This is a genomic window from Citrobacter sedlakii NBRC 105722, assembly GCF_000759835.1.
GTDB classification, from domain to species: Bacteria; Pseudomonadota; Gammaproteobacteria; order Enterobacterales; family Enterobacteriaceae; genus Citrobacter_A; species Citrobacter_A sedlakii.
The window spans coordinates 79700-99320 of the sequence record NZ_BBNB01000001.1 but is presented as its reverse complement, the minus strand read 5'-3'; the positions used below and the strand labels follow the sequence as shown (position 1 = coordinate 99320).

Here is a 19621-nt window from a genome sequence, read left to right as displayed (position 1 = left end):
TCTATAGTATTTACTGAGGGTTTTCTTTTAATAATCATAATTACCCACCAGAGTGTGATATGCGTAAAACCGTTGCTGTATTACTGGGCTCGTTTTGTTTTACATCGGGTATGGCGTATGCGGACAAACCTGACGCGCAAGCCGATACCAGTGAAGTCAAAACGCTATTTTTCGGTCAGGACGATCGTGTTCCGGTTGAGGATCCAACCGATGCGCCGTGGGATGCGATTGGCCAACTCGAAACCGCCAGCGGCAATCTTTGCACCGCCACGCTTATCTCGCCACACCTGGCGCTCACTGCCGGACATTGTTTATTAACCCCGCCCAGAGGCACACCGGATAAAGCCGTCGTGCTGCGTTTTGTGTCCAAAAAAGGGATTTGGCGTTACGAAATTCACGGGATTGAAGGTCGGGTTGATCCGGGGCTGGGTAAGCGTCTGAAAGCCGATGGCGATGGCTGGATTGTCCCCCCTGCCGCGGCATCATGGGATTTTGGTCTGATCGTACTGCGTTATCCCCCCTCTGGCATCACGCCATTACCTTTATTCGACGGGGATAAAGACGCCCTGACCGCAGCGCTGAAAGAAGCCGGACGTAAAGTCACCCAGTCAGGCTATCCGGAAGATCATCTCAACACGCTTTATTCCCATCAGGACTGTATCGTCACCGGCTGGGCGCAAAAGGCGGTGTTGTCGCATCAGTGTGATACCCTTCCCGGTGACAGCGGTTCTCCTCTGATGCTTAAAACGGCGACGGGCTGGCAGCTCATTGGCGTACAGAGTTCAGCCCCTGCGGCTAAAGACCGCTGGCGGGCCGATAATCGCGCCATTTCGGTGACCGGCTTTCGCGATAAGCTGGATGCGCTGGCTGAACAGCCATAAGACAACGCCGCCCGCGCGAGGCGGGCGGCAAACATCAGGCAAGTTTAATCATCACCATACCGACCAGCAGTAGCGCAACGCCAATCCATCCTTTAGGGTTCAAACGTTGACCAAACAGAATCCAACCGGCAGCCAGCGTCGCGGCGATACCAAAACCGCCCCACAGCGCGTAGGCTACCGACAGGTCAATGCCCTTTACCGCCTGGGAGAGCGCGCTAAACGCCGCTAATACGGCGGCCAGCGACAGAATACCGTAGAATTTACGCCGGAAACCGTCAGAGAATTTTAAAAAGACGTTAGCCATAATTTCCAGTACGATCGCCACGGCCAGCCACGCGGCATGAACCCATTCAAACTGCTGCATGGTTCACCTCCTTCGTTGTGCGGCGTGGCTTACGGGTGCCGGATTTAATCAGCACAATCCCCAGCACCAGCATCGTCAACCCCGCAATTTTCATCGCCGGGAGCGCTTCGTCAAATAGCAGCACGCTGAACAGCGTAATAAACAAAATGCCAATACCTTCCCACAGCGCATAGGCGACGCCGAGGGCGATTTTTTTTACGGCAAATGAGAGGAAAATATATGACAACGTAATCATCACCAGCATCAAAATAAATCCGCCGTTGCCATCGCTAACACTTGCCCATTTCATCGACAGCGTCCCGGTAATTTCTGCCACAATGGCCAGGCCTAATAAAATCCAGTAAAACATGATGCTTCTCCTGCTTGAGAATATAATCCATTGGGCTTGCTGAAGGCAGCAAACCTGAAAATAAAAACAGTCAGCTCAGCGCATGACGCGAGCGTAAGCAGAAGAAAGGGACTAAAGCGCGTTGCGCCAGTGCTGCTCACCGGCAAGCAGGAAAGAGGAAGACGTGCGTAAAAGAGTCTGGGTGGAAAAAAACGTCCTGAACATATTGTCCATAATATTACAATTATCCGCAGTGTTGCTTCTCGTCATCGCGGATGATAATTGTCCTCGGTAGTTGAACACGCCTGCTTTGTACCACAGCCTAAGAATTAACTCAAAACCTTTTCACTTCTTTACCCTCCCCGTTTGATTTCTGCCAGGACGACGCGACAGAAATCACATTATTATATCCGGCAAGACAAAAATTTCAGGAAAACGCATGGCTAAGCCAATCATTACGCTGAACGGTTTAAAGATCGTTATTATGCTCGGCATGCTGGTGATCATTCTTACCGGCATTCGCTTCGCGGCGGATATTATCGTCCCGTTTATTCTGGCGATATTTCTTGCTGTGGTACTCAATCCGCTGGTGCAGCGGATGGTAAAACTGCGCGTTCCGCGCGTGATGGCCATTTCAATACTGGTGTTAATCATCGTGATGGCGATGGTGCTGCTACTGGCTTATCTTGGAACCTCTTTAAACGAACTGGCGCGCACATTGCCGCAGTATCGTTCCTCGCTGGTCGTTCCGCTAAAAAATCTCGAACCCTGGCTGGTTCGTTTAGGCATTGGCGTTTCCGTTGATGAACTGGTGAAGTATATCGATCCGAATGCGGCGATGACGCTGGTGACCAATCTGCTGGCGCAGTTGTCCAATGCCATGTCGTCGATTTTTCTGCTTCTGCTGACGGTGGTATTTATGCTGCTGGAGGTTCCGCAACTGCCCACGAAATTCCAGCAGATAATGACCCGCCCGGTGGAAGGCATGGCGGCAATACAGCGCGCGATTGACAGCGTGTCGCATTATCTGGTGCTTAAAACCGCCATCAGCATTGTCACTGGCTTAGTGGTGTGGGCAATGCTGGCAGCGCTTGAGGTGCGTTTCGCGTTCGTCTGGGGACTGCTGGCGTTTGCGCTAAACTATATTCCCAATATCGGTTCCGTGCTGGCAGCGATCCCGCCAATCGCGCAGGTACTGGTGTTTGGCGGTCTGTACGACGCGCTGGTCGTACTGGTGGGGTATCTGATGATTAACCTCGTGTTTGGTAACATTCTGGAACCCCGCATTATGGGTCGGGGACTTGGTCTATCGACGCTGGTGGTATTTCTGTCGTTGATTTTCTGGGGCTGGCTGTTGGGCCCGGTAGGCATGCTGCTTTCAGTGCCGCTGACGATTATCGTGAAGATTGCCCTTGAACAAACCGTTGCCGGACAGAGCATCGCCATTCTGCTTAGCGATGTGAATAAAGCGTAAACCAGTAAAAGAAAACGGCCTCCGCAGAGGCCGTCAGGAGATCGGTGGGCCTGATAAACACAGTGGCATCAGGCGCCCCATATCTTAAAGCGCTTTCAGAATCGCATCCACGCTGGCTTTGGCATCGCCAAACAACATATGGGTGTTCTCTTTGAAGAACAGCGGATTCTGTACGCCTGCATAACCGGTGTTCATTGAGCGTTTAAAGACGATAACGTTCTGCGCTTTCCAGACTTCCAGTACCGGCATGCCGGCAATTGGGCTGCCCGGATCGTCCTGCGCCGCCGGGTTGACGGTGTCGTTAGCGCCAATCACCAACACGGTGTCGGTGTCAGAGAAATCATCGTTGATTTCATCCATTTCCAGCACGATGTCATAAGGCACTTTGGCTTCGGCCAGCAGAACGTTCATATGGCCAGGCAAACGTCCGGCGACCGGATGGATACCGAAACGGACCTTGATGCCGCGTGCCCGCAGCTTCTCAGTGATTTCCGCCACTGGATATTGCGCCTGCGCCACCGCCATACCGTAGCCGGGGGTGATGATCACGGTATGCGAGTTTTTCAGCATTTCTGCGGTGTCTTCCGCGCTAATCTCACGGTGCTCGCCGACTTCTTCGTCACCACCAGATGACGAACCATCGGTGCCGAAACCGCCTGCAATGACGCTAATGAACGAACGGTTCATCGCCTTACACATAATATATGACAGTATCGCACCGGAAGAACCAACCAGCGCCCCGGTCACAATCAGCAGATCGTTGCTCAGCATGAAGCCCGCCGCCGCCGCCGCCCAGCCCGAATAGGAGTTCAGCATTGAAACGACGACCGGCATATCCGCGCCGCCGATGGAGGCCACCAGATGCCAGCCAAACGCCAGGGCGATGATGGTCATCACCAGCAGCGCCAGCACCTGCAGACCGACGCTCTCGGTACGGACAAAAACGAGCAGTAACAGGAAAGACACGACCAGCGCCGCGAGGTTCATTTTATGCCGGTTCGGCAGCATCAGCGGTTTAGAAGAGATCTTCCCGCGCAGCTTACCAAACGCGACAACGGAACCGGTAAAGGTCACCGCGCCGATAAAGATACCCAGGAACACCTCCGTCAAATGGATGTTCACCAGAACCGGATCCAGGCCCGCTTCGTGATACAGATAACTGTTAAAGCCGACCAGCACCGCTGCCAGGCCAACAAAGCTATGCAAAATCGCCACCAGCTCGGGCATTTCGGTCATTTCGACTTTCTTCGCCAGACGAATACCAATCGCGCCACCGATGATCATCGCCACCAGGATCCAGGCGACGTTGCCGGTATCGGGGCCGAAGATCGTGGCAATCAGCGCAATCGCCATCCCGGCGATACCGAAGTTATTTCCCTGTTGGGACGTTTCATGTTTTGAAAGCCCCGCCAGGCTGAAAATAAACAGGATCGCGGCAACAATGTATGCAGCTGTAACTAATCCTCCAGACATGTGTTACCCCTTAGTTTTTCCGGAACATTTTCAGCATGCGCTGAGTCACGGTGAAGCCACCGAAGATATTAATGCTGGCAATCAGCACCGCGATAAAGCTGAGGAAGCTCACCCAGCCGCCCTGGCCAATTTGCAACAGCGCGCCCACCACGATGATCCCGGAAATAGCGTTGGTCACGGACATGAGCGGAGTATGCAGCGCGTGGGAGACATTCCACACGACGTAGTAACCCACCACACAGGAGAGCGCGAATACGGTAAAGTGACCGAGGAACTCTTTTGGCGCGACATCAGCCAGCCAACCGAACAGGATAATCGCCAGCGCCATCAGCGCATATTTACGCCACGGCGACGCCGGTTTCTCCGGCTCTTTCACTTCCGGCGCGGCTTTCACAGCGGCTTTAGGTTGCGCGGAAACCTGAATCGGCGGCGCAGGCCAGGTAATTTCCCCGTCACGCACGACCGTCACGCCGCGCACCACAACGTCGTCGAAATCGACATTGATCGTGCCGTCTTTTTCCTTACAAAGCAGTTTCAGCAGGTTAACCAGGTTGGTGCCGTACAGCTGAGAGGACTGCGTCGGCAGACGCCCTGGCAGGTCGGTGTAGCCAATAATCTTCACGCCATTCGGGGTAGTGACCACCTCATTTGCAACGGTGTAATCGCAATTGCCGCCATTTTGCGCCGCGAGATCCACTATCACGCTGCCCGCCTTCATTGAATCAACCATTTCACGGGTGATCAGCTTCGGCGCAGGTTTGCCGGGGATCAGCGCGGTGGTAACAATGATGTCCACCTCTTTCGCCTGCGCGGCGAACAGCGCCATTTCGGCTTTAATAAACGCTTCGGACATCACTTTGGCATAGCCGTCGCCGCTGCCCGCTTCCTCTTTAAAATCCAGCTCGAGGAATTCCGCGCCCATACTCTGGACCTGTTCTTTCACTTCCGGACGGGTATCGAAAGCGCGGACAATCGCCCCCAGGCTGTTCGCCGCGCCAATCGCGGCCAGCCCCGCCACCCCGGCGCCGATCACCATCACTTTGGCCGGCGGGACTTTCCCTGCGGCCGTAATCTGACCAGTAAAGAAACGACCAAACTCGTGGGCCGCCTCAACGATCGCGCGATAACCCGCAATGTTTGCCATCGAGCTTAACGCGTCAAGCGACTGGGCGCGTGAAATGCGCGGCACCGAATCCATCGCCATGACCGTCACATTACGCTCGGCAAGCTTCTGCATTAACTCCGGATTTTGCGCCGGCCAGATAAAGCTCACCAGCGTGGTGCCCGGGTTGAGTAACGCAATTTCATCGTCCTGCGGCGCGTTGACCTTCAGAATCACCTCGGATTGCCAGACTGCGCTGCTATCCACAATGTCAGCGCCCGCGTCAGCAAAAGCCTTATCGTCAAAACTTGCCAGTCCACCCGCGCCGCTCTCTACCGCGACGGTGAAACCCAGCTTCAGCAGTTGTTCCACCGTCTTCGGCGTGGCTGCGACTCGGGTTTCATTGGTAAACCGTTCTCTTGGTATGCCAATTCGCATAATGTTCCCTTCCATCGTTATTTTTGATGATGGTTTGTCAGTGATCGTGAAGTTGCGCACGCAATTTCACGCGGGAGGTAAAGTCTTACCCCGGCTCAATAAAACAGTAACAAACTCCATATAACGTACTGAAAATAGCGCCTGTGATCTAGCGCCAAAAATCAGTATTTGTTAGGTAATCTGCAAAATATGAACGATTCAGCCCTCTGGCCGGGATAATGACCTTCAAATCCTTGCCAAAGGCCCATAATTCGCTCAAGCGAAGCGGCAAAACATGATTTAGCGCCATCGCAGATCAATTAATTAACATTAAATTAACTTATGAAATTCTGTCTGTTCATTAGTTTAGGTCGCGAAGCGCCCATTTTTTCGACATATCACATTTTGTTATCGGCCTTGTGACCGCATTCGTTATGTTGATTGAAAAATGACGCAGACATTCACCAGGTTTAAATGCAATAATCAGCCACGTTTCTAGTCAATAACAATACCAGTACCTGGTTTGCGCAAGGCGAAGGATTATTTTTATGAAGCTTAAGAACACTCTCCTGGCGTCCGCACTGCTCTCTGCGACGGCTTTTTCTGCGAACGCAGCAACGGAACTGACGCCAGAGCAAGCGGCTGCACTGAAACCTTATGACCGCGTTGTCGTCACGGGCCGTTTTAACGCGATTGGCGATGCGGTCAAAGCCGTCAATCGCCGCGCGGATAAAGAAGGCGCCGCCTCTTTTTATGTGGTAGACACCTCCGATTTTGGTAACAGCGGCAACTGGCGCGTTGTGGCCGACCTTTACAAAGCCGACGCGGAAAAAGCGGAAGACAGCAAAAATCGCGTAATTAACGGTGTAGTGGAGTTACCGAAAGCTCAGGCTGTTCTGCTGGAACCGTACGATACCGTAACGGTCCAGGGCTTCTACCGCAGCCAGCCGGAAGTGAATGACGCCATAACCAAAGCGGCGAAAGAAAAAGGCGCCTACTCCTTCTATATCGTGCGTCAGGTTGATGCGAACCAGGGCGGCAACCAGCGTATTACCGCGTTTATTTATAAAGAAGATGCGAAAAAACGTATCGTTCAGAGCCCGGATGCCATCCCTGCCGATTCTGACGCTGGACGCGCAGCGCTGGCCGCGGGCGGCGCCGCCGCGAAGAACGTTGAGATCCCGGGCGTAGCCACCACCGCATCGCCGAGCGCGGAAGTAGGCCGCTTCTTTGAAACCCAGTCAACCAAAGGTGGACGTTACACCGTCACACTTTCGGATGGTACCAAAGTCGAAGAACTGAACAAGGCCACTGCGGCAATGATGGTGCCGTTTGACAGCATCAAGTTCACCGGTAACTACAGCAACATGACCGAAGTCTCTTATCAGGTCGCGAAGCGTGCGGCGAAGAAAGGCGCCAAGTATTATCACATCACCCGCCAGTGGCAGGAACGTGGTAATAATATGACCATCAGCGCCGATCTGTATAAGTAAGTTCCCACAGGCCCGGTACGCGAAAGCGCTGCCGGGCAAGAGTGATTAACACCATCAGGCCGACTTTTCGCACAATCAGTCACAAATCTTTCCGCGAACATTGCATACAGTCCCTTCTCTCCGTAAAATCCCGCGCCTTAGTGGCTTTCACCATTTTTATGCGTTTTGCCATAATAATTATTCTCCACCGTTCCTTTGAAACTGGATAATCATGGAAAAAAAACTGGGACTGAGCGCGCTCACTGCGCTGGTTTTAAGCTCGATGCTTGGCGCTGGTGTGTTCAGTCTGCCGCAAAACATGGCCGCTGTTGCCAGCCCGTCAGCTCTGCTGATTGGCTGGGCTATAACCGGCGCGGGTATTTTACTGCTGGCGTTCGCCATGCTGATTCTGACCCGTATCCGTCCCGACCTGGATGGCGGCATCTTCACCTATGCCCGCGAAGGCTTCGGTGAGCTGATCGGTTTTTGCTCCGCCTGGGGTTACTGGCTTTGCGCCGTTATCGCAAACGTTTCTTATCTTGTCATCGTGTTTTCAGCGCTCAGTTTCTTTACTGACACCCCCGCACTTCGCCTGTTTGGCGATGGCAATACCTGGCAGTCGATCGTCGGCGCCTCGGTTCTGCTGTGGGTGGTCCATTTTCTGGTGCTGCGCGGAGTACAGACCGCCGCGAGCATCAACCTGGTAGCGACGCTTGCCAAGCTGTTGCCGCTGGGGTTATTCGTCGTGTTAGCGATAATGGCGTTCCGTCTGGATACGTTTAACCTCGACTTCACCGGCATAGCGCTGGGCGTTCCTGTCTGGGAACAGGTGAAGAACACCATGTTGATTACCCTCTGGGTCTTTATCGGCGTAGAAGGCGCGGTGGTGGTGTCAGCCCGCGCCCGCAACAAACAGGACGTCGGTCGCGCCACGCTACTGGCGGTACTTGCTGCGCTTAGCGTTTATCTGCTGGTCACCCTGCTCTCGCTGGGCGTGGTTGCGCGACCAGATCTGGCTGAAATGCGTAACCCGTCGATGGCGGGTCTGATGGTGCAGATGATGGGACCGTGGGGCGAAATTATTATTGCCGCCGGGTTGATTGTTTCTGTCTGCGGCGCGTACCTCAGTTGGACGATTATGGCCGCCGAAGTGCCGTTCCTGGCCTCGACCCATAAAGCGTTTCCACGTATTTTCGCGCGCCAGAATGCCCAGGGCGCGCCGTCGGCGTCGCTGTGGCTGACAAACATCTGCGTTCAGGTGTGTCTGGTGCTGATCTGGCTCACAGGTTCCGACTACAACACCCTGCTGACCATTGCATCAGAAATGATTCTGGTGCCCTATTTTCTGGTTGGCGCGTTCCTGCTGAAAATCGCAACGCGTCCCCTGCACCAGGCCGTGGGTGTCGGAGCCTGCATTTATGGCTTATGGTTATTGTATGCGTCGGGCCCGATGCACCTGCTGCTTTCCGTGGTTCTGTACGCGCCGGGTCTGTTGGTGTTCCTGTACGCGCGTAAAACGCATACACATGATACTGTTCTGAATCGTCAGGAACTGATTTTGATTGGACTGCTGCTGGTTGCCGCGGTTCCGGCGACCTGGCTGTTGGTGGGGTAATTGTCATCCCATCGTTTAACGCGAATTGCCTGGCTTGCAGGCGCATAAGGAGCTTTCGATGGGAAACAAACACCCTTTGCCGATTCTGATCACCGGGGGCGGACGCCGCATTGGACTGGCCATCGCCTGGCATTTTATTCATCAGCAACAGCCGGTAATCGTCAGCTATCGTACCCCGTATCCGGCGATTGACGGACTGGCGAAAGCGGGCGCACTCTGTATTCAGGCCGATTTTTCCACCAATGAAGGCGTGTTAGCTTTTGCTGACAACGTGAAAGAAAGCGCCCCAGGGTTACGGGCAATCGTGCATAACGCCAGCGCATGGATGGCGGAAAAACCCGGTACGCCCCTGACCGACGTGCTGGCATGCATGCTACAGATCCACGTCAATGCGCCCTATCTGCTCAACCACGCTCTTGAAGGCATGCTGCGCGGTCACGGTCATGCCGCCAGCGACATTATTCATTTCACCGATTACGTGGTGGAGCGCGGCAGCGATAAACATATCGCCTATGCCGCCAGTAAAGCCGCGCTGGACAACATGACCCGCTCCTTTGCCCGCAAACTGGCTCCGGAAGTAAAAGTGAACGCTATCGCCCCGTCGCTCATTTTATTTAATGAGGGCGACGACGCGGAATACCGTCAGCAGGCGCTGAATAAATCGTTAATGAAAACGGCGCCGGGTGAAAAAGAGGTGATCGATTTAATCGATTATCTGCTGACCAGTTGCTTCGTGACTGGCCGCAGTTTTGCCGTCGACGGCGGCCGCCATTTGCGTTAGTGCAGCCTGACCCAGCAAAAAATCAGCAGCCAGGCGCTCAGGCACCAGCAAATAACCGCCCCGCCGAGCGCCATCGGTAGCTTCATCACCCCGGTGAAATACCAGAGCGACAGAAGATACACGAAATAGGGAATGATCGACCACATACTGAATATGATGGTGGTTCTTAACGCTTCGATACCGCGCTCGCTGGCGACGATGTAATGCGCGATCAATGCGAAAGTGGGAAATAGCGGAATTAACCCTGCAATATAATAATTTTTCGTTTTTGCCAGTAAGCCGATCACTACCACTACCAGCGCGCCGAGAGCGGCTTTTATTAGGAGTCCCATTGCCTTGCCTTAACACATCAATAACATCGGCTGTTAGCATAACGGAAGCGCTTCCGTTTAGGAAAGATTAATGGAAGGCGGCGGCGCCGCGGTGTATGTTGGCGTTTTTAGTCTGGCAATAATGGCATGAACACAATTGTATTTGTCGAAGACGATCCTGAGGTTGGCGCGCTCATCGCAGCTTATCTGGCAAAACACGATTTTGACGTAGTGGTTGAGCCGCGCGGTGATAAGGCGGAAGCGCGTATTCTGGAAGTGCAGCCCGATCTGGTCCTGCTGGACATCATGCTTCCCGGCAAAGACGGTATGACATTGTGTCGTGATATTCAGGGGCGCTGGCAGGGACCGATTGTGCTGCTTACCTCTCTCGACAGCGATATGAATCACATCCTTGCGCTGGAAATGGGCGCCTGCGACTACATACTGAAAACGACGCCCCCTGCCGTGCTACTCGCCCGCCTGCGCCTGCATTTACGTCAAAGCGAACACGCCACTCTGGCGAAAGGCATTCAGAGCGGCGGCGCGACGCCGTACAACCCTTTACGCTTTGGCTCGCTGAGGGTCGATCCGATTAACCGTTCAGTGTCGCTGGGCGGCGAACAAGTCTCCCTTTCCACCGCCGATTTCGAACTGTTATGGGAACTGGCGACCCATGCCGGACAGATTATGGATCGCGATGCGCTGCTGAAAAATTTGCGCGGCGTCAGCTACGACGGACTGGATCGTAGCGTGGACGTCGCAATTTCACGTCTGCGCAAAAAGTTGCGTGATAACGCCACGGAACCCTATCGCATAAAAACCGTGCGAAACAAAGGTTACTTGTTTGCGCCCCATGCCTGGGATGATGAAACCGCATACTGAGTGGAGAATGGAATGAAAAAACTCTTTGTGCAGTTTTATCTCCTGCTGTTTGTCTGCTTTCTGGTAATGACCCTGCTGGTTGGCCTGGTCTACAAATTCACTGCCGAGCGCGCCGGAAGGCAGTCGCTGGATGATTTGATGAAAAGCTCACTGTACCTGATGCGCAGTGAACTGCGGGAGATCCCGCCCCGTGACTGGGGTAAGACCATCAAACAGATGGATCTCAATCTCTCCTTCGACTTACGCGTTGAACCGCTGACCCACTTCCGGCTGGACGCGTCCTCAATGGAGCGCCTTCGCAGCGGCGACATTATTGCGCTGGACGATCAGTACACCTTTATTCAGCGTATTCCGCGCAGCCACTACGTGCTGGCCGTCGGTCCGGTGCCCTATCTCTACTACCTGCATCAGATGCGCCTGCTGGACATCGCGCTGATGGCGATCATCGCCATTTCACTCGCCCTGCCGGTGTTTATCTGGATGCGTCCTCACTGGCAGGACATGCTGCGACTTGAAGCTGCGGCTCAGCGTTTCGGTAAAGGTCATCTGGGCGAGCGACTGAATTTCAACAGCGGTTCCAGCTTTGAGCGGCTGGGCATTGCTTTTAACCAGATGGCTGACAACATCACTGCGCTGATCGCCAGTAAAAAACAGCTGATTGACGGTATTGCCCATGAACTGCGCACGCCGTTGGTGCGTCTTCGCTATCGGCTGGAGATGAGCGAAAACCTCAGCCACCAGGAGTCGCTGGCGCTTAATCGTGACATCGGGCAGCTTGAGTCGCTGATCGAGGAGCTATTAACTTATGCCCGTCTCGACAGGCCGCAAAATGAACTGCACCTTAGCGAACCGGACCTCCCGGCGTGGATCACGTCCCACATTGAAGACGTACAGAGCGTCACTCCGGAACGCACGCTAACCCTCTCTCAGGTCGTTCGCGGGCACTACGGCGCACTGGATATGCGTCTGCTGGAGCGCGTTCTGGATAACTTACTCAACAACGCACTGCGTTACTGCAAAACGACCGTTGAAATTAGCCTGCTGCGGGACGGACACCTCGCGACGTTGATTGTCGAGGATGACGGCCCAGGCATCGCGCCCGATGCCCGGCAAAAGGTGTTCGAACCTTTTGTGCGCCTGGACCCCAGCCGCGATCGCGCCACCGGTGGATGCGGTCTTGGGCTCGCCATTGTCCACTCCATCGCGATGGCGATGGGGGGGACGGTGAGCTGCGGCGTGAGCCACCTTGGCGGCGCGCAATTTCGTTTTAGCTGGCCTCTCCGGTCCCCCATCGCGCAAGAATCCCTTGCCTGACGACGACCGCACGGTAGCCGCCGACGAAAAGTTGTGCTATAAAAAAGTATGTTGTAACTAATGAGAATCAATCATGGCACGCTACGATCTTGTCGACCGACTGAACAGCACGTTTCGTCAGATGGAGCAGGCGCTCGCGGCGCTGACGGAAGCGCTCAGCCAGCAACCCCTGACGATTGCCCGCGTTTTTTCCCTGCCGGAGATCAGTAAAGAAGATGAGCATAACCCGCTGGAGACCATTGCGGTCAAACAGCATCTGGGTAAAGAAGCGCTGTCGCTGGCGTTAGCGCATTATCGCCACCTGTTCATTCAGCAGCAGTCGGAGAAGCGCAGCAGCAAAGCGGCGGTTCGTCTGCCCGGCGTGATCTGCTTTCGGGTGGATAACGCCAGTCAGCAGGCGTTACAGCGTCAGGTTGAACAGATAAACCAGTTGAAAACCACCTTCGAATATATCGTTACCGTGGAGTCAGGCTTACCCTCTGCAGCGCGATTTGAATGGGTGCATCGTCATTTACCCGGGTTGATCACGCTCAATGCCTACCGCGCGTTGACGATGATTAACGATCCGGCGACGCTGCGCTTCGGCTGGGCGAATAAACATATCATCAAGAATCTCACCCGCGACGAGGTACTGGCCCAGCTTGAAAAAAGCCTCAACACCCCACGTAGCGTACATCCCTGGACCCGCGAGGAGTGGCAGGCAAAGCTGGAGCGTGAATACCAGGATATCGCCGCGCTACCGCAGCGGGCGAAATTGAAAATTAAGCGTCCGGTCAAGGTCCAGCCCATCGCCAGGGTCTGGTATAAAGGGGAACAGAAGCAGGTGCAACACGCCTGCCCGACCCCACTGATTGCGTTAATCAGCACGGATAACGGCGCGGGTGTGCCCGACATCGGCGAACTGCTGAATTACGATGCCGATAACGTTCAGCACCGTTTTAAACCCCAGGCGCAGCCGCTACGGTTGATGATTCCCCGGCTGCACCTGTACGTGGCGGATTAACGGCCCGGCTTCATGCTGCCGACCATCTGCTCTGGCCGCACCCAGCGATCAAACTCCTCTTCACTGAGGTGGCCCAGCGCCAGAGCGGCGGCTTTCAGCGTCAGCCCCTCTTTGTGCGCTTTTTTGGCGATCTCTGCCGCTTTATCATAACCGATGTGGGTATTCAGCGCGGTGACCAGCATCAGCGACTCGTTAAGCAACTGGTTGATGCGCTCGCGGTTCGGTTCAATCCCTGTCGCGCAATGGGCGTTAAAGCTTTCCATGCCGTCGGCCAGCAGACGCACAGATTGCAGGAAATTATGAATCACCATCGGGCGATAAACGTTGAGTTCGAAGTTTCCCGACGCCCCTCCTATGTTGATTGCCACATCGTTGCCCATCACCTGGCAGCACAGCATCGTCAACGCTTCACATTGTGTCGGGTTAACCTTGCCCGGCATGATCGAACTGCCCGGTTCGTTTTCCGGGATAGCGATTTCACCAATGCCGCAGCGCGGACCGGAAGCCAGCCAGCGCACATCATTGGCGATTTTCATCAGTGAGGCCGCCAGCCCTTTCAGCGCGCCGTGAGCGTGTACCAGCGCATCACAGGTGGCAAGCGCTTCAAACTTATTGGGTGCGGTAACAAACGGCGCCTGGGTTATCACCGCCAGTTCATCGGCCACGCGACGCGCATATTCAGGATGGGTATTCAGACCTGTACCAACGGCGGTGCCGCCAAGCGCCAGTTCCGCCACGTGCGACAGGCTGGCCTCCAGGTGCTTATGGTTATGCTCAAGCATTGCCACCCAGCCGGAGATTTCCTGACCGAGCGTCAGCGGCGTGGCGTCCTGTAGGTGGGTACGACCAATTTTGACTATGTCGGCGAAGGCGTGGGATTTCTCGCGCAGGGTCTGAGTTAATATCGTCAGTTGCGGAATAAGTTGCTTACGTAACGCCAGCAGCGCAGCCACATGCATGGCCGTCGGGAAAACGTCATTTGAGCTTTGGCTCTTGTTGACGTCATCATTGGGATGCACTTTGCGATCCATTCCGCGCACCCCGCCCAACAGCTCGCTTGCCCGGTTCGCCAGTACTTCATTCATATTCATATTACTTTGCGTACCGGAACCGGTCTGCCAGATAGCCAGCGGAAACTCATCGGCATGTTTGTCTGCCAGCACTTCGTCGGCGGCCTGCATAATGGCAGAGGCCTTCTCCGGCGAGAGCAGCCCTAAATCCTCGTTAACTTTTGCCGCTGCACGCTTAGTGAGCGCCAGCGCGTGGATCAGCGCGACGGGCATTTTTTCGGTCGAAATACGAAAATGCTCCAGTGAACGTTGGGTTTGCGCGCCCCACAGTTTATCTGCCGGGACATCAATTGCACCCATCGAATCTTTCTCGCGGCGTACCGTTACCATTACCTTCTCCTTACTTAATGCGTTGATGAGGTTATGTTCGACATTGCCCACTTGCTTGCGGTCTTATGAGTATTAACGATGACGTAACCGTCGTTTGGTGGTTCGTGCGAAAAAAACCGCCCCGTAGGGCGGCTGACGTTATTTCACGCAGCGTGCGCACTGCGACGTCTGAATCTGCTGGAAAAAGTCATTTCCTTTATCATCCACCAGGATAAAGGCCGGGAAATCTTCCACTTCGATCTTCCAGATCGCTTCCATGCCCAGTTCCGGGTATTCCACACATTCGAGGCTCTTGATGCTGCCCTGTGCCAGCACCGCCGCCGGGCCGCCAATACTGCCGAGGTAGAAACCGCCGTGCTTGTGACAGGCGTCGGTGACCTGCTGGCTGCGGTTCCCCTTCGCCAGCATTATCATGCTGCCGCCGGCGGCCTGAAGCTGATCGACGTAAGAATCCATCCGACCTGCGGTAGTTGGGCCGAGCGAGCCCGATGCGTACCCTTCCGGTGTTTTCGCCGGACCGGCGTAATAGATGGGATGATCTTTCACATACTGCGGCAGGCCTTCGCCCCGATCCAGACGCTCTTTCAGTTTGGCATGGGCGATATCACGCCCCACAATAATGGTTCCGTTCAGAGACAGACGCGTGGAAACCGGGTACTGCGACAGTTGCGCCAGTATATCTTTCATCGGGCGGTTCAGGTCAACGCGCACCGCTTCCCCTTCGCCTGCTTTGCGCAGCGCCTCGGGAATATATTTACCCGGATTATGCTCCAGTTTTTCGATCCAGATCCCATCGCGGTTAATCTTCGCCTTGATGTTACGGTCCGCGGAACAGGAAACCCCCATCCCCACCGGACAGGACGCCCCGTGACGCGGCAGACGAATCACCCGGATATCATGAGCGAAATATTTGCCCCCGAACTGCGCGCCCAGCCCCAGATTTTGCGCTTCCACCAGCAGCTCTTTTTCCAGCTCAACGTCACGGAAAGCCTGACCGTGTTCATTTCCTTCCGTTGGCAGCGCGTCATAATATTTCGCAGAGGCCAGTTTGACGGTTTTCAGGTTTGCTTCGGCAGACGTGCCGCCAATAACAAACGCGATGTGGTATGGCGGGCAGGCCGCGGTGCCCAGCGTGCGCATTTTATCGACCAGATAATTTTTCAGTTTACCCGGCGTCAGCAGCGCTTTGGTTTCCTGATACAGATACGTTTTATTCGCCGATCCCCCGCCCTTGGCGATACAGAGGAATTTATACTCATCGCCATCCACGCTATAAAGATCAATCTGCGCTGGCAGGTTTGTGCCGGTATTCACTTCTTTATACATGTCCAGCGCGGCATTCTGCGAGTAGCGCAGGTTATCTTCAATATAGGTGTTATACACCCCGCGCGCCAGCGCAGCCTCATCGCCGCCGCCAGTCCACACGCGTTGCCCTTTTTTGCCGACAATAATCGCTGTACCGGTGTCCTGGCAGGTCGGCAAAATGCCTTTCGCGGCAATGTCGGAGTTGCGCAGAAACTGCAGCGCAACGTACTTGTCGTTTTCGCTGGCTTGTGGGTCAAGCAGAATATCGGCGACCTGCTGCTGATGCGCCGGGCGCAGCATGAACGAGGCGTCGTGGAAGGCCTGGCGCGCCAACAGCGTGAGCGCCTGTGGCGCGACTTTCAGGATCTCTCGTCCTTCAAATTCGGCCACGGAAACGTGTTCACTGGTCAGCAGATAGTATTCGGTATCATCCTTTTTAAGGGGAAAAGGATCCTGATAAAAGAAGGGTTTGTTTGACATTGATCTCTCACTTACTGCTCGGTCTGATTATCTTAGGCTTCAGGGCAGATGTTCCTTTGCCCTCGTTAAAAGCGAGTTACACTATCCTACACAATTTTTTAACAAAAACTGAGACAAGTACGACTTTTTGCGTGCACAGGTTACATCCCGCGGGTTTCTTGGTTTAATAACCGCATTCATTTCCACCTCATTTTAAAATTGAAACAGGGCATTGAAATGCAAAAACTTATCAACTCGGTGCAGAACTATGCGTGGGGCAGTAAAACGGCGCTGACGGAGCTTTACGGCATAGCTAACCCGCAGCAGCAGCCGATGGCGGAGCTGTGGATGGGCGCGCACCCAAAAAGCAGCTCTCAGGTGGTTGATGCTAACGGCCAAACCGTGTCGCTACGTGACGTCATCGAAAAGCATAAATCCACCCTGCTGGGCGATGCGGTTGCTGAGCGTTTTGGAGAGCTGCCCTTCCTGTTTAAAGTCCTTTGCGCCGCACAACCGCTGTCCATTCAGGTGCATCCGAACAAACGTAATTCTGAAACAGGCTTTGCCCGGGAAAATGCCGCCGGGATCCCGCTGGATGCCGCCGAGCGCAACTACAAGGATCCGAACCATAAGCCAGAGCTGGTTTTTGCCCTGACGCCGTTCCTGGCGATGAACGCATTTCGCGAGTTCTCTGAGATCGTCTCCCTGCTGCAACCGGTCGCTGGCGCTCACACCGCTATCGCGCATTTTCTGGAAAACCCCAATGCTAAACGGCTGAGTGAACTGTTCGCCGGTCTGCTGAATATGCAGGGGGAAGAAAAATCCCGCGCGCTGGCGATTCTGAAAGCCGCTCTGGAAAATCAGCAAGGCGAACCGTGGCAGACGATTCGTCTTATCGCCGAGTTTTACCCTGATGACAGCGGCCTGTTTTCGCCGCTGCTGTTAAACGTGGTGAAACTGAATCCGGGAGAAGCCATGTTCCTGTTCGCTGAAACGCCGCATGCCTATCTGCAGGGTGTGGCGCTGGAAGTGATGGCCAATTCCGATAACGTTTTGCGCGCCGGACTGACGCCAAAATATATCGATATTCCGGAACTGGTCGCCAACGTCAGATTCGACGCTAAGCCAGCCAACCAGTTGTTAACAACGCCGGAGAAAAACGGTGCGGAACTGGACTTCCCGATTCCGGTAGATGATTTCGCCTTCTCGTTGCACGACCTGTCCGCGCAGGAAACGCCCGTCGCGCAGCAAAGCGCGGCGATTCTGTTCTGCGTGGAAGGCGAAGCTGTGCTCAGCAAAGGCGAGCAGCGTCTGGTGTTGAAGCCCGGCGAGTCTGCGTTCATCAGCGCTGCGGAGTCGCCGATCATGGCCAGTGGCGTGGGCCGTTTAGCGCGGGTCTACAACAAGTTCTAGCAACTTACTGAATTTTTTAACAACTCTTGCTAAGCTAGTAAGAGGTCTTTGCGTTCTCCAGGCGGCCCGGGCTGCCTGGTTTCATTTTATGGATAAACAATATGAAAAAATCGCTGGTAGCTGCGAGTGTCATCGTCGCACTCGGTATCGTCTGGACGGGCGGTGCATGGTACACAGGTAAGAAGCTGGAAACCCATCTTTCTGAGATGGTCAGTCAGGCCAATGAGCAAATTAAGCGCAGCGCGCCGCAGGCGAATGTGGAACTTGGCTATCAAAACTATCAGCGCGGCGTGTTCAGCAGCCAGCTGCAACTGGTGCTTAAGCCGGTTGCCGGCAAAGAAAATCCGTGGCTGAAAGCGGGCCAGAGCGTGGTTTTCAATGAGTCTGTCGATCATGGTCCTTTCCCCTTCGCGCAGTTAAAAACCCTGAATCTCATCCCGTCAATGGCCTCGGTGAAAACCACCCTGCAAAATAACGACGTCAGCAAGCCGCTGTTTGATCTCGCCAAAGGTGAAGCCCCCTTTGAGATCAACTCCCGTATAAGCTACAGCGGCGATACGCGTTCGGTGATGGCGGTGAAGCCGCTGAATTACGAGAATGAGACCGATAAAGTTGCCTTTAGCGGCGGCGAGTTCATCTTCAACGCCGACAAAGAAGGCAAAGAGGTGTCGCTTTCCGGTGAAGCGCAGAGTGGTCTGGTGAACGCAGTAAACGAATATGGTCAGAAGGTTCAGTTCACCTTCAACAATCTTAAGACCGAAGGTTCCAGCACCCTCGCGAGCTTCGGCGAGCGCGTTGGCGATCAGAAACTGACCCTCGATAAAATGGCGATCTCTGTAGAAGGCAAAGAGATGGCGCTGCTCGAAGGTATGGAAATTAACGGCAAAACCGATCTGGTCAACGACGGCAAAACCATTAACAGCCAGCTGGATTATTCGCTTAACAGCCTGAAAGTGCAGAATCAGGATCTGGGTAGCGGTAAGCTGACGCTGAAAGTGGGCCAGATAGACGGCGAAGCATGGCATCAGTTTAGCCAGCAGTATAATGCGCAAACCCAGGCGCTGTTGACACAGCCGGAAATCGCAGATAACCCGGAACTCTATCAGCAAAAAGTGACCGAGGCGTTCTTCAGCGCCCTGCCGCTGCTGATGAAAGGTGAACCGGTGGTGACGGTCGCGCCGCTGAGCTGGAAAAATGCAAAAGGTGAAACCACCTTCAACCTGTCCCTGTTCCTGAAAGACCCGGCAACCGCGCAGGGCGAGCCGAAGACGCTGGCCGATGAAGTCGACCGTTCGGTGAAATCACTTGACGGCAAATTAGCCATCCCCATGGATATGGCCGTTGAGTTCATGACGCAGATTGCCAAACTGGAAGGTTACCAGCAGGAGCAGGCGGAAAAACTGGCTACACAGCAGGTCAAAGGTCTGTCAGCCATGGGGCAGATGTTCCGCGTGACCACCCTGGAAGACAACACCATTGGCAGCAGCCTGCAGTACGCTAACGGCCAGGTGACGCTGAACGGGAATAAAATGCCGTTGGAAGAATTTGTCGGCTTGTTCGGCATGGCGTCATTGCCGGTGCCAGACGCACCGACGCAGCCGTAAGGCCCACTCTGAACCCCTCGTCT

The 19621-nt window shown here is 54.5% G+C and carries 18 protein-coding genes; 10 read left to right on the top strand and 8 right to left on the bottom strand.

From position 1 onward, the window contains the following. Positions 1-59: 59 nt before the first annotated feature. Positions 60-881 carry a trypsin-like serine peptidase gene (locus tag CSE01S_RS00505; RefSeq protein WP_042282864.1) on the top strand — a complete coding sequence of 274 codons (822 nt, stop codon included), beginning with the start codon at positions 60-62 and terminating at the stop codon, positions 879-881. Positions 882-915: 34 nt separating this feature from the next. Here CSE01S_RS00505 and mdtI read toward each other — a convergent pair whose 3' ends face one another. The 3 genes from mdtI to CSE01S_RS23570 form a co-directional block, all read right to left on the bottom strand. Next, the gene (gene mdtI, locus CSE01S_RS00500) at positions 916-1245 is read right to left on the bottom strand and encodes a multidrug/spermidine efflux SMR transporter subunit MdtI (RefSeq protein WP_042282862.1); all 330 of its coding nucleotides are present in this window, start codon (positions 1243-1245) and stop codon (positions 916-918) included. Then, positions 1232-1597, bottom strand: a complete 366-nt coding sequence (gene mdtJ, locus CSE01S_RS00495; protein WP_120714877.1) for a multidrug/spermidine efflux SMR transporter subunit MdtJ — start codon at positions 1595-1597, stop codon at positions 1232-1234. The genes mdtI and mdtJ overlap by 14 nt, the downstream gene beginning before the upstream one ends. A 108-nt stretch (positions 1598-1705) precedes the next feature. Continuing rightward, positions 1706-1876, bottom strand: coding sequence for a protein YdgV (locus CSE01S_RS23570; protein ID WP_080949895.1), 171 nt, complete (start codon positions 1874-1876; stop codon positions 1706-1708). A gap of 136 nt (positions 1877-2012) precedes the next feature. On the opposite strand from CSE01S_RS23570, the gene CSE01S_RS00490 reads away from it, so the two are divergent. Beyond that, the gene (locus tag CSE01S_RS00490) at positions 2013-3047 is read left to right on the top strand and encodes an AI-2E family transporter (protein ID WP_042282857.1); all 1035 of its coding nucleotides are present in this window, start codon (positions 2013-2015) and stop codon (positions 3045-3047) included. 84 nt (positions 3048-3131) lie between these two features. Here the strand turns inward: CSE01S_RS00490 and pntB are convergent, their stop codons facing one another. Further along, on the bottom strand, positions 3132-4520 hold the full coding sequence (pntB, locus tag CSE01S_RS00485; protein ID WP_042282855.1) for a Re/Si-specific NAD(P)(+) transhydrogenase subunit beta: 1389 nt from the start codon (positions 4518-4520) through the stop codon (positions 3132-3134). 10 nt (positions 4521-4530) lie between these two features. Then, on the bottom strand, positions 4531-6060 hold the full coding sequence (gene pntA / locus CSE01S_RS00480; RefSeq protein WP_042282853.1) for a Re/Si-specific NAD(P)(+) transhydrogenase subunit alpha: 1530 nt from the start codon (positions 6058-6060) through the stop codon (positions 4531-4533). Between the two features lie 527 nt (positions 6061-6587). On the opposite strand from pntA, the gene ydgH reads away from it, so the two are divergent. The 3 genes from ydgH to folM all read left to right on the top strand — a co-directional run bounded on the left by ydgH (position 6588) and on the right by folM (position 9907). Further along, a complete protein-coding gene (gene ydgH, locus CSE01S_RS00475; protein ID WP_042282850.1) occupies positions 6588-7532 on the top strand; it encodes a DUF1471 family protein YdgH in 945 nt (314 codons plus the stop codon). A 211-nt stretch (positions 7533-7743) separates the two neighbouring features. Further along, positions 7744-9126 carry an amino acid permease gene (locus tag CSE01S_RS00470; RefSeq protein WP_042282848.1) on the top strand — a complete coding sequence of 461 codons (1383 nt, stop codon included), beginning with the start codon at positions 7744-7746 and terminating at the stop codon, positions 9124-9126. Between the two features lie 58 nt (positions 9127-9184). Beyond that, the gene (folM, locus tag CSE01S_RS00465) at positions 9185-9907 is read left to right on the top strand and encodes a dihydromonapterin reductase (RefSeq protein ID WP_042282846.1); all 723 of its coding nucleotides are present in this window, start codon (positions 9185-9187) and stop codon (positions 9905-9907) included. On the opposite strand, the gene CSE01S_RS00460 is transcribed toward folM, so the two are convergent. Then, a complete protein-coding gene (locus CSE01S_RS00460) occupies positions 9904-10239 on the bottom strand; it encodes a GlpM family protein (protein ID WP_042282844.1) in 336 nt (111 codons plus the stop codon). The genes folM and CSE01S_RS00460 overlap by 4 nt on opposite strands. 126 nt (positions 10240-10365) lie before the next feature. Between CSE01S_RS00460 and rstA the strand changes: the two genes are divergently transcribed. The 3 genes from rstA to tus all read left to right on the top strand — a co-directional run bounded on the left by rstA (position 10366) and on the right by tus (position 13417). Further along, positions 10366-11100: a two-component system response regulator RstA gene (rstA, locus tag CSE01S_RS00455; RefSeq protein ID WP_042282841.1), complete on the top strand. Its 735-nt coding sequence runs from the start codon at positions 10366-10368 to the stop codon at positions 11098-11100. Between the two features lie 12 nt (positions 11101-11112). Beyond that, positions 11113-12414, top strand: a complete 1302-nt coding sequence (gene rstB, locus CSE01S_RS00450) for a two-component system sensor histidine kinase RstB (protein WP_042282839.1) — start codon at positions 11113-11115, stop codon at positions 12412-12414. Positions 12415-12487: 73 nt separating this feature from the next. Then, positions 12488-13417, top strand: coding sequence for a DNA replication terminus site-binding protein (gene tus / locus CSE01S_RS00445; protein WP_042282837.1), 930 nt, complete (start codon positions 12488-12490; stop codon positions 13415-13417). Here the strand turns inward: tus and fumC are convergent. Together fumC and fumB are read right to left on the bottom strand one after the other, a co-directional pair. Then, positions 13414-14817, bottom strand: a complete 1404-nt coding sequence (fumC, locus tag CSE01S_RS00440; protein ID WP_042282834.1) for a class II fumarate hydratase — start codon at positions 14815-14817, stop codon at positions 13414-13416. The genes tus and fumC overlap by 4 nt on opposite strands. A 138-nt stretch (positions 14818-14955) precedes the next feature. Next, entirely contained in the window at positions 14956-16602 is a 1647-nt protein-coding gene (gene fumB / locus CSE01S_RS00435; protein WP_042282832.1) for a class I fumarate hydratase, read from the bottom strand. A gap of 216 nt (positions 16603-16818) precedes the next feature. Between fumB and manA the strand changes: the two genes are divergently transcribed. Together manA and CSE01S_RS00425 are read left to right on the top strand one after the other, a co-directional pair. Beyond that, the gene (gene manA, locus CSE01S_RS00430) at positions 16819-17994 is read left to right on the top strand and encodes a mannose-6-phosphate isomerase (RefSeq protein ID WP_042282830.1); all 1176 of its coding nucleotides are present in this window, start codon (positions 16819-16821) and stop codon (positions 17992-17994) included. Positions 17995-18095: 101 nt separating this feature from the next. Continuing rightward, positions 18096-19598, top strand: a complete 1503-nt coding sequence (locus CSE01S_RS00425) for a YdgA family protein (protein WP_042282828.1) — start codon at positions 18096-18098, stop codon at positions 19596-19598. Positions 19599-19621: the final 23 nt, after the last annotated feature.

Coding starts and splice junctions, on each gene's coding strand:
- CSE01S_RS00505 (WP_042282864.1), top strand. CDS start 60: ATGCGTAAAACCGTTGCTGTATTACTGGGCTCGTTTTGTTTTACATCG.
- mdtI (WP_042282862.1), bottom strand. CDS start 1,245: ATGCAGCAGTTTGAATGGGTTCATGCCGCGTGGCTGGCCGTGGCGATC.
- CSE01S_RS00490 (WP_042282857.1), top strand. CDS start 2,013: ATGGCTAAGCCAATCATTACGCTGAACGGTTTAAAGATCGTTATTATG.
- pntB (WP_042282855.1), bottom strand. CDS start 4,520: ATGTCTGGAGGATTAGTTACAGCTGCATACATTGTTGCCGCGATCCTG.
- pntA (WP_042282853.1), bottom strand. CDS start 6,060: ATGCGAATTGGCATACCAAGAGAACGGTTTACCAATGAAACCCGAGTC.
- ydgH (WP_042282850.1), top strand. CDS start 6,588: ATGAAGCTTAAGAACACTCTCCTGGCGTCCGCACTGCTCTCTGCGACG.
- CSE01S_RS00470 (WP_042282848.1), top strand. CDS start 7,744: ATGGAAAAAAAACTGGGACTGAGCGCGCTCACTGCGCTGGTTTTAAGC.
- folM (WP_042282846.1), top strand. CDS start 9,185: ATGGGAAACAAACACCCTTTGCCGATTCTGATCACCGGGGGCGGACGC.
- CSE01S_RS00460 (WP_042282844.1), bottom strand. CDS start 10,239: ATGGGACTCCTAATAAAAGCCGCTCTCGGCGCGCTGGTAGTGGTAGTG.
- rstA (WP_042282841.1), top strand. CDS start 10,366: ATGAACACAATTGTATTTGTCGAAGACGATCCTGAGGTTGGCGCGCTC.
- rstB (WP_042282839.1), top strand. CDS start 11,113: ATGAAAAAACTCTTTGTGCAGTTTTATCTCCTGCTGTTTGTCTGCTTT.
- tus (WP_042282837.1), top strand. CDS start 12,488: ATGGCACGCTACGATCTTGTCGACCGACTGAACAGCACGTTTCGTCAG.
- fumC (WP_042282834.1), bottom strand. CDS start 14,817: ATGGTAACGGTACGCCGCGAGAAAGATTCGATGGGTGCAATTGATGTC.
- fumB (WP_042282832.1), bottom strand. CDS start 16,602: ATGTCAAACAAACCCTTCTTTTATCAGGATCCTTTTCCCCTTAAAAAG.
- manA (WP_042282830.1), top strand. CDS start 16,819: ATGCAAAAACTTATCAACTCGGTGCAGAACTATGCGTGGGGCAGTAAA.
- CSE01S_RS00425 (WP_042282828.1), top strand. CDS start 18,096: ATGAAAAAATCGCTGGTAGCTGCGAGTGTCATCGTCGCACTCGGTATC.